At 73.7% G+C, this 14,584-nt stretch carries 13 protein-coding genes; 7 read left to right on the top strand and 6 right to left on the bottom strand.

What is annotated here, in order from left to right:
• Positions 1-3 precede the first annotated feature (3 nt).
• On the bottom strand, positions 4-1,122 hold the full coding sequence (gene galK, locus C1J01_RS13755) for a galactokinase (RefSeq protein WP_111179348.1): 1,119 nt from the start codon (positions 1,120-1,122) through the stop codon (positions 4-6).
• 43 nt (positions 1,123-1,165) lie between these two features.
• Here galK and C1J01_RS13750 point away from each other — a divergent pair, with 43 nt between their 5' ends.
• Positions 1,166-2,005 (top strand): 1-aminocyclopropane-1-carboxylate deaminase/D-cysteine desulfhydrase, encoded by an 840-nt coding sequence (locus C1J01_RS13750; RefSeq protein WP_111179347.1) that lies wholly within the window; start codon positions 1,166-1,168, stop codon positions 2,003-2,005.
• Here the strand turns inward: C1J01_RS13750 and C1J01_RS13745 are convergent.
• From C1J01_RS13745 to C1J01_RS13735, 3 genes are all read right to left on the bottom strand, one after another.
• Positions 1,939-2,610 (bottom strand): DUF6766 family protein, encoded by a 672-nt coding sequence (locus tag C1J01_RS13745; RefSeq protein WP_220039903.1) that lies wholly within the window; start codon positions 2,608-2,610, stop codon positions 1,939-1,941. The two genes, C1J01_RS13750 and C1J01_RS13745, sit on opposite strands and share 67 nt — an antisense overlap.
• Before the next feature lie 79 nt (positions 2,611-2,689).
• Positions 2,690-3,070: a hypothetical protein gene (locus tag C1J01_RS13740; RefSeq protein ID WP_111179345.1), complete on the bottom strand. Its 381-nt coding sequence runs from the start codon at positions 3,068-3,070 to the stop codon at positions 2,690-2,692.
• Between the two features lie 61 nt (positions 3,071-3,131).
• Positions 3,132-3,677, bottom strand: coding sequence for a hypothetical protein (locus C1J01_RS13735; RefSeq protein ID WP_111179344.1), 546 nt, complete (start codon positions 3,675-3,677; stop codon positions 3,132-3,134).
• A 122-nt stretch (positions 3,678-3,799) separates the two neighbouring features.
• Between C1J01_RS13735 and C1J01_RS13730 the strand changes: the two genes are divergently transcribed.
• The 4 genes from C1J01_RS13730 to C1J01_RS53040 all read left to right on the top strand — a co-directional run bounded on the left by C1J01_RS13730 (position 3,800) and on the right by C1J01_RS53040 (position 9,423).
• Complete coding sequence (locus tag C1J01_RS13730; RefSeq protein WP_111179343.1) at positions 3,800-5,965, top strand: tetratricopeptide repeat protein; 2,166 nt, start codon at positions 3,800-3,802, stop codon at positions 5,963-5,965.
• 67 nt (positions 5,966-6,032) lie between these two features.
• Positions 6,033-6,749, top strand: coding sequence for a TetR/AcrR family transcriptional regulator (locus C1J01_RS13725; RefSeq protein WP_111179342.1), 717 nt, complete (start codon positions 6,033-6,035; stop codon positions 6,747-6,749).
• Positions 6,746-9,238 carry a PEP/pyruvate-binding domain-containing protein gene (locus C1J01_RS13720; RefSeq protein WP_111179341.1) on the top strand — a complete coding sequence of 831 codons (2,493 nt, stop codon included), beginning with the start codon at positions 6,746-6,748 and terminating at the stop codon, positions 9,236-9,238. The genes C1J01_RS13725 and C1J01_RS13720 overlap by 4 nt, the downstream gene beginning before the upstream one ends.
• A gap of 56 nt (positions 9,239-9,294) precedes the next feature.
• Entirely contained in the window at positions 9,295-9,423 is a 129-nt protein-coding gene (locus C1J01_RS53040; protein WP_268958664.1) for a hypothetical protein, read from the top strand.
• Between the two features lie 3 nt (positions 9,424-9,426).
• Here the strand turns inward: C1J01_RS53040 and C1J01_RS13715 are convergent, their stop codons facing one another.
• Positions 9,427-10,218 carry an intradiol ring-cleavage dioxygenase gene (locus C1J01_RS13715; RefSeq protein ID WP_111179340.1) on the bottom strand — a complete coding sequence of 264 codons (792 nt, stop codon included), beginning with the start codon at positions 10,216-10,218 and terminating at the stop codon, positions 9,427-9,429.
• A 316-nt stretch (positions 10,219-10,534) separates the two neighbouring features.
• Here C1J01_RS13715 and C1J01_RS13710 point away from each other — a divergent pair, with 316 nt between their 5' ends.
• Both C1J01_RS13710 and C1J01_RS13705 read left to right on the top strand, forming a co-directional pair.
• Positions 10,535-12,259: an ATP-binding protein gene (locus C1J01_RS13710; protein WP_146615585.1), complete on the top strand. Its 1,725-nt coding sequence runs from the start codon at positions 10,535-10,537 to the stop codon at positions 12,257-12,259.
• 97 nt (positions 12,260-12,356) lie between these two features.
• Positions 12,357-13,559, top strand: a complete 1,203-nt coding sequence (locus C1J01_RS13705; RefSeq protein WP_111179338.1) for a cytochrome P450 family protein — start codon at positions 12,357-12,359, stop codon at positions 13,557-13,559.
• A 2-nt stretch (positions 13,560-13,561) separates the two neighbouring features.
• On the opposite strand, the gene C1J01_RS13700 is transcribed toward C1J01_RS13705, so the two are convergent.
• On the bottom strand, positions 13,562-14,287 hold the full coding sequence (locus C1J01_RS13700; protein WP_111179337.1) for an SDR family oxidoreductase: 726 nt from the start codon (positions 14,285-14,287) through the stop codon (positions 13,562-13,564).
• Between the last annotated feature and the right edge of the window lie 297 nt (positions 14,288-14,584).

The following is a 14,584-nucleotide window of genomic DNA, read 5'->3' as shown; positions in this document are numbered from 1 at the left end:
GGGTCAGGCCACCTCGACGCGGCGGGCGCCCGCCGCCGGGGTGGCGGGCAGGAAGCGCGGCGCGCGGAAGCCCCGCTCCTCGTACGCCTTCGACACCGACTCCTTGACGCCATCGAGGCGGTCGACCGGCACCAGCGCGATGGCCGAGCCGCCGAAGCCGCCGCCGGTCATCCGCGCGCCGCGCGCCCCGCCCCTGATCGCCGCCTCCACGGCCACGTCGAGCTCGGGGGAGGAGACCTCGTACTGGTCGCGCAGCGACAGGTGGGAGGCGTTGAGCAGGGCGCCGATCTCGGTGACGGCGCCCGCCCGCAGCAGGCCGATGAGGGCCTCGACGCGGTGGTTCTCGGTGACGACGTGCATCACGCGCTTGCGCTCGTCGCCCTGGAGCCGCTCCAGCGCCCCCGCCAGGTCGGTGACGTCGCGCAGGGCGGCCACGCCGAGCTTGCGGGCGGCCGACTCGCACTCGGCACGGCGCTTGGCGTATTCGCCGCCCGCGTGCTCGTGGTGCACCTGCGTGTCGATGATCAGCATGCTCAGGCCGTGGGCGGCCAGGTCGAGCGGGATCGTCCGGGAGGCGAGCGAGCGGCAGTCGAGGAAGAGCGCGTGACCCTCCTCGCACAGCGCGGAGGCGGCCTGGTCCATGATGCCGCACGGCATGCCGACGAAGTCGTTCTCGGCCTTCTGGCTGAGCAGCGCGAGCTCCATGGGCGTCCTGCCGAGGTCGAGCGCGTCGTTGAGCGCCGAGGCGACGGCCACCTCGAGGGCGGCGCTGGAGCTGAGGCCGGCGCCCTGGGGCACGTCGCCGTCGACGGCGATGTCGGCGCCCGCCACGTCGGCGCCCATCATGTCGAGCACGCCGACGACGTAACGCGTCCAGCCGGTCGACTGCTCGTGGCTGGTGAACGTGGCCGGCTCGCCGGGGGACTGCAGGGACAGCACCCGGATGACGCCGTCGCTGCGCGGGGTGACGGCGGCGGTGACGCCCCACGGCACCGCGAACGGCAGCACGAAGCCGTCGTTGTAGTCGGTGTGCTCGCCGATGAGGTTGACCCTGCCGGGGGCGTGCCAGACGGTCTGGGGCGACCCGGCGTAGGCTTCACGAAAAGCTTCAACAACGCGCATAAACCAACACTCCTCAACAGGGACCCCTCCGTAGACTAGCGCCATGGAGGAGCTCCTGGATCCAGGGCTCGGGCGGGTCCGGGTGTTCCTGATGCACGACGACAACAAGCCGCGCAAGCTCAAGTACAACCTGGGGCATCGCCGGCTGCTGACGTTCGGCGGGGCGTACTCCAACCACATCAGGGCCGTCGCCGAGGCCGGGGCGCGCCACGGCATCGAGACCGTCGGCGTCATCCGCGGCGAGGAACACCTGCCGCTCAATCCCGTGCTCGCCCGCGCGGCGGCCTGCGGCATGACGCTGACCTACCTCGACCGGGCCGCCTACCGCCGCAAGCACACCGAGGAGGTGCAGGCGGCGCTGCGCGCCCGCTGGGGCGCCGACATCGCGATCCTGCCCGAGGGCGGCAGCAACGCCGCCGCCGTGCGCGGCTGCGCCGAGCTGCCGGGAGAGATCCCCATCGAGTACGACGTCGTCTGCTGCCCGGTCGGCACCGGCGGGACGCTGGCCGGCATCGCGGCCGGGCTGCCGGAGGGCAGGCGGGCGCTCGGCTTCGCGGTGCTGAAGGGGGCCGGGTTCCTGGAGGGCGAGGTGGCCAGGCTGCAGCGGGAGACGTACGGGCGTACGTGGTCGAACTGGGCGATCAACCTGGACTACCACTTCGGCGGGTACGCCAAGACAACCCCCACTTTGGACGCATTTATCGCGAAATATCGGGTGGAAGGGGTGTATGTGGCGAAGATGCTCTACGGCATCCTCGACCTCGCCCGCCGCGGCGCCTTCGCCCCCGGCACGCGCATCGTCGCCGTGGTCACCGGTCAGCCCTCGACCCCGGTCGACGTGTGCGCCGCCCCCACCGGCTTCGACTCCGGCGAGCCCCGCTGACGCAGGTAGATCGACAACGCCACCATCGACAACACCGCCAGCATCTCCGACTGCCAGTTCTGCAGGCTGCGGTTCCAGAACTCCGCGGAGGTCACGTACGACCCCCACGAGACCGGGTCGCGCAGGTCGATCAGCCGTTCCGAGTTGTAGGCCGCCTGCCCCGCCACCGATTGCGCCAGCCACGACAGCACGAAGATCGTCCCCATCACGAGCCCCAGCGAGTTGCTGAACAACCACAACCGTGGCCCCTTGACCCGCGCCCACTTCGGGGAGTCCTCGTCGGAGTAGGGCCCGATCTGCTGGCGTTCGTCGGTCTCGGCCCCCGCGGCGTGCGGCTCCTTCGACTCCGGCGAGCCCTTCTGCACCAGCCAGACGGTCAGCATGATGAACAGGAAGAACTGCAGGTACTCCGACTGCCAGTTCTCCGCCACGTCGACCGCGTACGACGACGAGGTCACGTACGCGAGGAACGAGATCGGCGTCAGCCCCTGCGCCAGCTGCTGGTCGTTGTAGTCGTGCAGGCCCGCCACCGCCTGGCCGCCCACGGACAGCAGGAACAGCACCAGGAACGCCATCGAAAGGGAGTTCTCCCTGAGCCATCTCACAGTCTCGACCATCCGATCGCGAAGAAGCACGCCAGCCCCGCCACGATCACCAGCAGGGTCAGGGTGAACATCACCCGCATCAGTCCTCCACCTCGCAGTCGTAGGGGAGGTCGCGCACTGGCGTGCAGCCCGCCGCCCTGATCCGCCAGCCGTCGCCGAAGCGGTGCAGGAAGAGCGTGTCGCCGGCCAGCCGCACCTGCGCGTCCTCGCCCCACACGCTCACCTCGGTGACCCGCCCGCCGGGGCCGAACCGCAGCGCGCGCAGCGCGTCGGCGCAGCTCTCGCCGGGGTCGGGAAGTTTCTCGGCGGTCACGGGCGCGAGCATCGCGCACGCGGCCTGGGTCTGGCCCGCGGTGACCGCCGCGTGGAAGCGCTCGGCGGCCCGCGCGGGGGAGCCGGTGTCGGGGGCGCAGCCGGTGACGGCGAGTGCCGACGCCAGTACGATGAGCGGCAACCTCATGGGGGCGTGCTACCCACTTGCCCCCTATGCATGCCGCGCCGTGGCACGGGCGGCGGGCGCCTCAGCCGAGCTGGTCGAGCACGGGTGACACCAGCGCGTTCAGCTCGCGGACCAGCACCGTGACCGCGCGGTGGGCGCTCTGCTCGACCTCCTCGTGCGGGCCCTCCGGCTCCGGCGGCAGGTCGTCGAGCGGCAGCGGCGCCTCGACCAGCAGCGACGCGCGCAGGAACGGGCTGCGCGCGAGGTCCTGCTGGGAGGGCTCGACATACTGGCCGAAGGTCTCCTGCCAGCCCAGCCAGCCGCGGTCGCGCCACCAGGTGCGCGAGCGGCGCAGCTCGTCGGGCAGCGGCGAGACGATGCGGACCCGGGCGTAGAGCGTGCCGTCCCAGGTGTTGCGGTGGCAGGTCGCCTCCAGGACGCGGCGGTCCCACCGGACCAGGCCCGGGTCCAGCCACGGCGGCGTGGCCAGGCGCCAGGCCGTGCAGGCGAACCGCACCGGCGCGATGTCGCCCCACTCGAACTCGTCGAGGTTCTTGCGTACGTGTACGGCGTAGCGCCCGTCACGATCCCTGTCGAACTCCTGGTCGATCCAGAACGCCTTGCCCATGCCCCCTACGCTACGGCGCTCGCGGCCCTGGCCGGGGCAGGTCGGGAGATCTCAGAATGCCCTGTGACAGGCGTCTCACATATGTAGCTTTTTCACATTGATCTATGACATTGGAGTGAAGAATGGCGTCAGAACAGCTCGACGCGGCCATGAACCACTGGAAGGCGGGAGATCTCGACGCGGCCGCCGCGCTGTTCCGGCAGATCGCGGCCACCGGCGACCCGGAGGCCTCCCACCTGCTGGCCGGGCTGCTGCAGGAGCGCGGTGACCTGGACGGCGCCGAGGCGGCGCACCGCTCGGTGGTCCGGTCGGGCGACCCGGTGTTCGGGCAACGCTCGGCCATGGCCATGGGGATGTTGTTCATCCACGCCAAGGAGTGGCCCGCCGCCCATCGGGTGCTCTCGATCGCCTCCGACGGCGCCGACTTCGAGGTGGCGGCGCTGGCCGACACGGCGCTCGTGCTGGTGTGCACCCAGCTGGGCGACGCGCCGGGCGCGCAGGCGGCGCTGGAGCGGGCCCGCAGGTGCGACAGCCCGTCCGTGGCGGAGCTGGCCGCCCGCCTGGAGGTGCCCCGGTTCCCCGACGACCCGGTCCCGGCCCGCGAGCTGTACGACGCCGCCGAGGACGAGGAGGACCTGCGCGCCCTGCTGACGTGCGGCGACCCGGAAGTGGTGTCGCTGGCCGCCTTCCGGCTGCACGGCATGTACGCCGAGCAGGCCCGATTCGCCGCGGCCCGCGAGGTCTGCGAGCACGCCGTCGCCGTCGGTCACCCCGACCACCGGGCGATGGCGTACCGGCTGCTCGGCGCGGCGCTGGACGAGCTGGGCGAGCACGCCGAGTCGGCCGCCGCCTACCGGGAGGCCTCCGAGGACCCGAGGCCCGAGGTGCGGCTGCCCGCGCTCATCGGGCTGGCCGAGGTGTGCGCCCGGCTCGGCGAGGACGCCGAGGCCAAGGCGCTGCTGCGCCGGGTGGTCGCCAGCGGGCACCCGGCGCACGCCGTGCACGCCTGGGCCTGCCTGGCCAGGACGCACGCCGAGGCGGGTGAGACGGACGCCGCGCTGGCCTCGGTGTGGGCGGTGCTGGAGGAGGGCGAGCACACATGGGCGGCGGGCTGCGTCGGCCTGCTCGGGCAGCTGCTGGACCGGGACCCGGACGCCCGCGACGAGATCGCGGAGCTGGCCGTGCTCGCCTCCCGGCACGCCGACCGCGACACCGCGTTCCAGGGCGCGCTGCTGCTGGAGCACGACGCCCTGGGCCCGCCGCCCGCCGGGCCGGCCGAGGAACGGGCGCTGCGCGACCTCGACGCGGGCCTCGGCCTCCTCCGGGCCGGGGACGTGGCGGCGGCCAGGCGGCTGCTGCGGCTGGCCGCCGACGCCGGGGCGGCCGTCCGGTCGCCGCGCGCCATGGTGGCGCTGGCCGAGCTGGAGCTCGGCGAGGGGGACCGGGAGCAGGCCGACGAGCTGCTGACGTACGTGGCCGAGGGCGACGACCCGGTGCGGGGTTTCCACGCGGCGTTCCTGCTGCAGCTGCTGCGCGAGCCGCACCCCGTGCTGGAGGCGCTGCTCGACCGCCGGCGGCTGGGCCGCGAGGAGGGGCTCGCCCGGCTGCGCGCGGTCGCGGAGCACCACGACCCGGCGGTCTCCGCGATCGGGGCCGCGGTGTACGGGCACGCGCTGGCCGCGACCGGCTCCGACCTCCCGGTCGCGGTCGCGATGCTCCGGTCGGCGGCGGCCGGCGGCGATCCGCTGGCGTTGTCGTACACGGCGGTGGTCTGCAGGCGGGTGCCCGGCGAGGGGGCCAGGTTGTTGCGCCGGGCCAGGACGGGCGGGCATCCGGCGCTGGCGTCCTGGGTGGCGGCCCTCGACGGCGTCGCCGCGCTGGAGACCCGGCGCACGGAGGCCGGGCGGCGCTCCGCCGAGGCGCCCGCCGCGCTGCTGGCGATGCACCTGGGCGGGCTGGCCGCGCGCAACCGGGACTTCCCCGAGGCCCTCACCTGGTACCAGCGGGTCATCGACGCGGGCGGTGAGCAGGCGGGCCCGGCGGCGGCGCGCCTCGGCGCGCTGTGCCACGCCTTGGGCGACCGCGACGGCGCGCTGCGCTTCTACGCGCTGGCGCTCGGGCTCACCGAGCAGGAGGAGCTGGTGGCCGAGGCCGCCTGCCGCCTGGGCGAGATCCGCTACGAACGCGGCGACCTGGAGCCGGCCAGGCGGCTGCTGGAGCAGGCGGTCGCGACCGGCCACCCGGTGTACGCCGCCGAGGCCGGCGCCCTGCTGGCCAGATTCCGGTGAACGGAGGGTTGCCGTCAATTAAATGACCGAATAGTCTCATCTGGTCAACAAATGAGAGGTGAGACGTATGGCCAGGGTCGGGCGTCCGCCGCAGGATCCGGCGCGCCAGCGCGAACGCGCGCACCGCATCCTCGACGCCGCAGGCGAGCTGGTGCTGCGCTGGGGTTACGACAAGACCACGATCGACGACGTCGCCAAGCGCGCCGGCGTCGCCAAGGGCACCATTTACCTGCACTGGAAGACCCGCGACGACATCTTCGCCGCGCTGCTGCGCCGCGAGCGTCTGCTCATGCTGGCCGAGGTGCGCGAGCAGGCGCCGGCCACGCTGAGCGAGCTGTTCGGCGCGTTCGCCCGGGCGCTGCTGCGCCGGCCGCTGCTCAAGGCGGTGCTGTCGGGCGACTCCGAGGTGCTCGGCAAGCTGACCAGGCGCAAGATGCGCGGTGGCCTGCCGCTCGGCGAGGGCTTCGCCGCGTACATGCACGAGCTGGTCGAGCACGGCGCGGTGCGCGAGGACCCGGGCGACCACGTGGTGGTCGTCACCTCGATCGTCTACGGGTTCCTCTTCCTGCCCGACGGCATGCCGCAGGAGGCCAGGCCCTCCGGCGACCGGCTCGCTGAGCTGGTGGCCGACACCATCGAGCGGGCGCTGACCACGGGCCGGCCCCTCTCCCGCGCGGCCAGGGACGCCGTCGCCCGCGCCACGCTCGGCTTCCTCGACGTCATGGAGGAGGCCGCCCGCGCCAAGCTGGCCGCCTCCCTCGGCACCAAGGAGGCCGTGCGATGAAGGCCGTGCTCCCGCTGGACGACGCCACGGCCGACCTCGCCACCGTGGGCGGCAAGGGCGCCTCGCTGGCCCGGCTGACCAGGGCAGGACTGCCGGTCCCCGGCGGCTTCCATGTCACGACGGACGCCTACCGCTCGTTCGTGGCCGGGTTCCGCGACGAGATCCTGCGCGCCGCCGCCTCCGGCGACGCCGCGCGCATCCCGGGGCTGTTCGCCGCGCACGACCTGCCCGCCGACCTGGCCGCCGAGATCATGGCCGCGTACGCCGCGCTCGGCCCGGACGTGCCCGTGGCGGTGCGCTCGTCCGCGACGGCCGAGGACCTGCCCGGCATGTCGTTCGCCGGGCAGCAGGACACGTACCTCAACGTCAGGGGAGACGGCCTGCTCGACGCGGTCCGGCGCTGCTGGGCCTCGTTGTGGAACGCCCGCGCCATCGCCTACCGCGACCAGAACGGCGTCGCGCACGACGACGTGGCGCTGGCCGTGGTCGTCCAGGAACTGGTGGACGCCGACGCGGCCGGCGTCATGTTCACCGCCGACCCGGTCACCGGCGACCGCGACAGAATCGTGATCAACGCCTCCTGGGGGCTCGGGGAGTCGGTCGTCGGCGGTCACGTCACCCCCGACACGATCGTGGTGTCGGGCGGCGCGGTCGTCGAGGCGCGGACGGGCGACAAGACGGTCATGACCGTGCGCGTCCCCGGCGGCACCGAGGAGCGGCCCGTCCCCGCCGGCCTGCGCGGCGCGCCGGTGCTCGACGACGCCCAGGCCGTCGAGCTGGCCCGCGTCGGCGCGCGCGTCCAGGAGCTGTACGGCACCCCGATGGACGTCGAGTGGACCCGCCGCGACGGCGCCTTCGCGATCGTCCAGGCGCGTCCCGTCACCGGCCTCCGGCCGCGGGCCGAGGAGTGGAACGACAGCCTCAAGGGCGACTACCTGTGGAGCGCCGGCAACCTCGGCGAGGCCATCCCCGGCGTGATGACGCCGCTGACGTGGTCGTTCGTGCGCATCTTCATCGGCGAGGCCATGTCGTCCTCGACGCTGCCCGGCGTCGACCTGGTCGGCAACATCGGCGGCCGCTTCTACATGAACCTCAGCGCCGTCTACACCATCGCCGGGGCGCTCGGCATGCGCAGCAGGATCGGCGCGATCGAGCAGGTCTTCGGCAAACTGCCGCCCGGCCTCGACGTGCCGCTGGTGGGACTGACGCGCCGGCAGGTCATCAGGCGCGTGACGCCGGTGGCCGTCGGCATGCTGCGCCGCGTCCGCCGCCACGCCAAGGGCCTGCCCGCCTTCCTGGCCACGGCCAGGCAGACCTTCGAGGACGTGCGCGGGCGCGTCGAGGCCGCCGGCTCCGCCCCCGAGCTGGCCGAGGTGTGCGAACGGAAGCTGCTGCCGTACCTCGTCACCGCGAGCCGCATGCTGGAGGCCGCGGGCCGCCAGGGCGGCTCCACGCTGGTCTTCACCCGCGACCGGCTGCGCAGGCTGATGGGCGACATCGACGCCGAGGCCATGCTGACCGGCGTCAACGGCGACGGCGAGCTGGCCAGCCTGGGGCCGGTGATGGGCCTGGCCCGGTTGTCGCGCGGCGAGATCACCAGGGACGAGTTCGCCCGCGCGTACGGTCACCGCGGCCCCCACGAGTTCGAGGTGTCGATCCCGCGGCCCGGCGAGGACCCGGCGTGGATCGACGCGCAGCTAGCCGGCCTGCGCGACATCACGGCCGGCACCGAGGCGCTGCTCGAACGCCAGCGCCGGGCCCGTGAGGAGGCGTGGGCGCGCTTCGCCCGGCGCCACCCGCGCAAGGAGGCCAGGATGCGCGACCGCGTCCGGCGCTGGAACGCGGTCGTACGCGACCGGGAGCAGGCGCGCTCCGAGGTCGTCCGGGCGTTCTGGGCGCTGCGGGCGTTCGCCGTGCGGGCGGGCGAGCTGACCGGCCGCGGCGACGACGTGTTCCACCTGTACGTGGAGGAGCTGCTCGCGCTGCTGCGCGGCGACGCGGGCGTGCTGGAGAAGGTGCCGGCCCGGCGGGCCGCGTACGAGCGGTACGCCGCCCTGCCGCCATACCCGACGCTGATCGTCGGCCCTTTCGACCCCGCGCGCTGGGCGGCCGATCCCGATCGGCGCTCCGACCTCTACGACGCGCGCGGCACCGGCGTGCCGGTGAGCGACACCGTGACCGGTTTCCCCGGGGCGCCCGGCGTGGTCGAGGGCGTCGCCCGGGTGCTCTCCGGGCCCGAGGAGGGCGAACGCCTCCAACCGGGCGAGATCCTGGTGACCACGCTGACGAACGTCGGCTGGACACCGTTGTTCCCGAGGGCCGCCGCCGTCGTGACCGACCTGGGGGCGCCGCTGTCGCACGCCTCGATCGTGGCCAGGGAGCTCGGCATCCCCGCCGTGGTCGGCACCGGCAACGCCACGATGCGCATCCGCGACGGCGACCTGATCAGGGTGGACGGCGAGCGGGGCACGGTCGAGTCGCCGGGGTGAAAAGTCTGCGCCAAGTCCGCCCGTCCGCCGGCCCGCGTGTGATCACTTTGGTGCCCATGATCGAGCAGTGGGTCCTGGAGGACGAACACGAGCTGGAGGCGCGCTGCGCCCGTTTCCGGATCGCCAAGCTGGCGCTGGACCGGGGTGACGCGGAGGAGTGCGAGGAGGAGGATTCGGCGGCCTGACCCTCAGGTGGAGAGGGTGATGGCGGAGAGGTAACCGTCGCCGTCGGGGACGGTCTTCATGAGCATGCTCGGGTCGAAGTCCTCGTCCGCCTCGTTGAAGACCGTGCGGCCGGTGCGCCGCGCGTACGGCCGGGTCGCCATGACCTCGCGGTTGAGCGTCTCGTCGAACATCAGTTGCGTGGTCAGGGCCCGCTGGTCGGCGATGTGCACCATGGCGTGGATGTGGATCGTGCGGCCGTGGTACCAGCCTGGCCAGACGGTGGTGAACTCCACGATGCCGTCGGCGTTCGTGACCTGGGCGCCGCGCAGGTAGCGGGTGCCGTCGGCGGGCTTCATGTCGGCGAACTCGCCGTTGTCCAAGGGTTTGAAGCCGGCGCTCAGGGGGCCGGCGGCGGACAGCGCCTCGGCGCCGGAGTAGAGCCCGTTCGCGTCGCAGTGCCAGATCTCCACCACCGCGTTCGGCAGCGGCCGGCACGTCCGGCCGTCCTGCACCTTGATCGCCACCCGCAGCCGTACGCCCGGCCTTCCCTCGCGGATGTCGCTGCGGACGAGGTCGGCGTCGAAGTAGAACGGGCCCTGGGTGACGTCGGCGGTCATCCGGCACGTACGGGCCTCGGCGAACAGGGCGGTCACGTCGCCGGCCGTGGCCGCCCGCGGCGTGATGGCGGCGGTGGCGACCGTCGTCGTGCCCTCGGCCTTGGCGCACGCGGCCAGCAGGCCGCCGAGCCCGATCGAGCTGACGCCGGTGATCAGCCGGCGCCTGCTGACCCGCTGACCTTCGTGATCGTGTCCCACAGCGCTCCTTCTCCGGGGAACCACGGGGATGTCGCCGATGCTACGAAGACCGTGCGCGCGACCATGGGACGAAATACGAGGTGACCTGCGGCTTTGGCCGGATCTTTGTGCGCGGTGGCACGTTCGTGAAGAGCCGGGTGGTTCCTCGATCCCGCCGACGGATGCGCGGCACCGCCCCGCGACGCCGCGAACCGGCCGGAACACGCAGGTGAACGATGTTCCGGTAGTGACTCGTGACTTTCTCATTTTTCGGGACCGACCCCCGGGGAATCCGGCAAGCTGCTGTCACGCCGGTACTCGATGGGTGGTGATCACGATGTCAAGGCAGTGGCATGCAGGAAACCTCCCGTCCGAGCCGACGAGTCTGGTCGGCCGCCGTGCGGAGCTCGACGAGGTGCGCCGGGCCTGCCGGCGGTCGCGGCTGGTGACGCTCACCGGCGTCGGCGGCGTCGGCAAGTCGCGCCTGGCCCTGCGGGCCGCCGACACGGTGCCCGGCTTCGAGCCGGCCGACGACCGGGAGGCCGTCGTCCGCCTGTGCCGCAGGCTGGAGGGCATCCCGCTGGCCATCGAGCTGGCCGCGGCCCGGCTGCGGGAGCTGCCGGTCCGGCACCTGGTCGACCGGCTCGACGACCGGTTCGCCGCGCTCGGCGACGACGACGCCGGCGCGCCGCACGAGGCCGAGCCGCCGTGGCATCGCGCGCTGCGTACCACCGTCGGGTGGAGTCACGAATTGTGCGAGCCGGCCGAGCGGCTGCTGTGGGCGCGGCTGTCGGTGTTCTGCGGCGACTTCGACGTGGAGGCCGCCCGCGCGGTGTGCGCCGACGAGCGGCTGCCGGAGGCCGGCATCGGGCTGCTGCTCGACGCGCTGGCCGAGGAGTCGATCCTGACGTGGCTGCCGGCCGGCGCGGGCGAGCGCTACCGCATGCTCGACACGCTGCGCGAATACGGCGCCGGCTGGCTGCGCGACCTCGGTGAGCAGGAGCTCGTCCGGCGCCGCCACCGCGACCACTTCCTGGCGCTGGCCCGCCGCGGCGCCGACGGCTGGCTCGGGCCCGGCCAGATCGCCTGGTACGACCGCATGATCGGCGAGCACGACAACCTGCGCGCCGCCCTGGAGAACGCCCTGGCCGCGCAGGACGCCGTCCCCGCGCTGGAGCTGGCCGGCACCCTGGCCTTCTTCTGGTACGGCTGCGGCTACGTCAAGGAGGGCCGCCACTACCTGGGCCAGGCCCTCGCACTCGACGCGACGCCCGGCCCGGCTCTCGTGCAGGCGCTGTGGGCCGACGGCCTGCTGGCGGCCACCCAGGGCGACGCCGACGGCGCCGAGACCAGGGCCGCCCAGTGCGAGGCGGCGGCCGGGAGCGGCGACGCGTACGCGCGGACGTGCGTCGCCGCCCTGCGGGCCCTGGCCGGGGCGGTCCGCGGGGACCTGGCGCAGGTCATGGCGGCGTCCGAGGCCGTCTGCCAGGCCCGCGGCGACGGCGATCCCACCATCGCCGAGCTGGTGACGTCGTTGTGCCGCGCCCACGCGCTCACCGTCGGCGGGCGCGTCGGCGAGGCCATCGCCGTACTGGAGGAGCTTCGCATGCTCTGCGACGCGCGGGGCGAGCAGTCGATGCGCTCCCACGGCGACCTCATGCGCGGGCAGGCCGAGCTCTGCTCGGGACGCCCGGACGCGGCCACCGCCCACGGGCAGGCGGCGCTGCGGACCAAGTGGCGGCTGCACGACAGCTTCGGTGTCTGCCTGGCCGTCGACCTGCTCGCCCTCGCGGCCGGCGCGGCGGGGCGGGCGCTGCGGGCGGCCCGGCTGCTCGGGCTGGCGCAGCGGTTGTGGAGCGCTCACGGCGAGGCGCAGGCCGGCGTGCCCGCGTGGGTGGCGGCCAGGCGGGCGTGCGAACGGCAGGCCCGCGACGCGCTCGGCGACGACGCCTACCGGGTGGCGTACCGCACCGGGTTCGACGGCGACGTCGACGCCGGCATCGCGTACGCGCTGCGGCCGGAGGGAGAGGGGTTGCTGCCGGACGGCGGCCCGCTCGTCTAGACACACGTGGTGGAGGGGGCGGGCGCGGTGACGGCGTCGCCGTCTCGAACGCGTACGCGACAATGGGAATCCCCTTACCCAGGAGACTTCGTTGGACATGCACCCATTGCCGTCGCCCGGCGAGCGGCTGTCGCAGACCGTGCGCCGGCTGCGCGAGGAGGCCGGGCCGGTGGTGCCGGTCGAGCTGCCGGGCGGGGTCGCGGCCTGGCTCGTCGCCAGCTACGACGCGGTCAACGAGATCCTGGCCCATGACAGCGATCTCTACAGCAACGACCCGCGCAACTTCACGGCCCTGCACGACGGCACCATCGCGGCCGACTGGCCCCTGCGGTACATGGTCCAGGCCGACCATCTGCTGATGAAGGACGGCGCCGAGCACCGGCGGCTGCGCGGCCTGATCAACCGGGCCTTCACCCCCGCCCTCGTGCACGCGCTCGAACCCCGCATCCGCACGCTGGCCGGGGAGCTGCTCGACCGGATGGCGGCCGAGGGCGGCCGGGTCGACCTCGTCCGCCACTACACCGAGCCGCTGCCGGTCACGGTGATCTGCGAGCTCTTCGGCGTCCCCGCGCAGGACCGCGGCCAGGTCCGCGACTGGATCAAGACGCTCGTCGCGTTCGGCACCGCCTCTCCGGAGCTGGCGAAGACGGGCGCGGAGCTGGGGGCGTACCTGAGCGCGCACGTGCGGTGGCGCCGCCGGGAGCCCGGCGACGACCTCACCACCGCCCTCTGCCTCGCGCGGGACGAGGACGGCGACCGGCTCATCGACGACGAGCTGGTGTGGGTCCTCTGGGCCATGATGATGAGCGGTCACGAGACCACGGTCCACCTGATCACCAACGCGGTCGTCGCCCTGTGCTCCGACCGGGCGCAGCTCGACGCGGCCATCGCCGGGGACGGCTGGGCCGAGGTGGTCGAGGAGACGCTGCGCAGCCGCGGCTCGGTGGTCAACGCCCTGTGCCGCTATCCGCTGCGCGACGTGCGGATCGGCGGGGTGAGCGTGCCGGCGGGGCAGGCCCTGGTCATCGGGTTCGGCGCGACGGGGACCGACCCGGCCAGGTTCGGTGAGGACGCCGAGCGGTTCGACGTCTCGCGGGCGCCCGAGGCGCACCTCGGGTTCGGCCGCGGCGAGCACTTCTGCCTGGGCGCGCCGCTGGCCCGGCTGGAGGTCGGGATCGCCCTGTCCATGCTGTTCACCCGGTTTCCCGGGCTGCGCCTGGCCGTGGACGCGGGCGACCTCGACTACACCTCGTCGATCTCGACCGAGGGGCCGACGGAGCTGCCGGTGCTGCTGCGGTGACCTCAGCGCTGCCGGGCGGGACGGACGATGATCTCGTTGACGTCCTCGGCGGGAGGCCGGCCGATCGCGTACGCGATGGCGTCGGCGATGCTGCTCGGCGGGATGGTGTTCGCCCGGTACGTCCGCATCGCCTCCCGCGCGGCCGGGTCGCTGATCGAGTCGGCCAGCTCCGACTCCACGACGCCGGGAGAGACGGTGGTGACGCGGATGCCCGGGTCGAGCTCCTGACGCAGGCCCTCGGTGATCGCCCAGGCGGCGTACTTCGTGCCGCAGTAGACCGCGGCCGTCGGCGACACCTGGTGCGCGCCGATCGACGCGACGGTGACGAAGTGGCCCGAGCCCTGACGCTGGAAGTGCGGCAGGGCCGCGGCGATGCCGTGCAGCAGGCCGCGGACGTTGACGTCGATCATCCGGTCCCACTCGTCGACGAGCAGCGCGTCGAGCCGGGACAGCGGCATCACGCCGGCGTTGGCGACGATCACGTCCACGCGGCCGTGCCGCTCGACGGCGGCGTCCACGAACGCCGCGACGTCGCGCCGGTCGGTAACGTCCAGGCGGCGGACGTCCGCCGAGCCGCCGGCCGACTCGATCTCCTTGGCGGTCGCGGTGAGCCGGTCCTCGCGGCGGGCGCCCATCACCACCCGGTGTCCTTCGGCGGCCAGCCGCCGCGCGGTGGCCTCGCCGATGCCGCTGCTCGCGCCGGTGATCAGGACGACTTTGCTGGTCATGCGTTCTCCTCGAAGGTTTCCGGCACGCCGGGACGGCGTGGCCGGTTCCCGGGCATGGCGGAATGGCGGGCCGGCGATCGCCGGCCACGTGGGGCACAGGTCGGTCAGCGGGTCTTCGGACGGCCGGGGGCGATGCCGCCCGGCGGGACCGGCTCGGGCCTGGCTCTCACGTGCCGGCCGAGCCGGTGGTCCGTGTCCATGCCTTGAGGTTAGGCGGGAAGCGGGTGGACCAGGTGGCCGTGCCACTCCCACCCACGGGCCCTCGGGGGACCGCCCGGGATTGTACGGCGGCGGGGG

The sequence above is a fragment of the Nonomuraea aridisoli genome, assembly GCF_003236395.1.
Taxonomy (GTDB): Bacteria; Actinomycetota; Actinomycetes; order Streptosporangiales; family Streptosporangiaceae; genus Nonomuraea; species Nonomuraea aridisoli.
The sequence above is the reverse complement of the archived record's forward strand: the minus strand, read 5'-3'. Positions and strand labels throughout refer to the sequence as shown.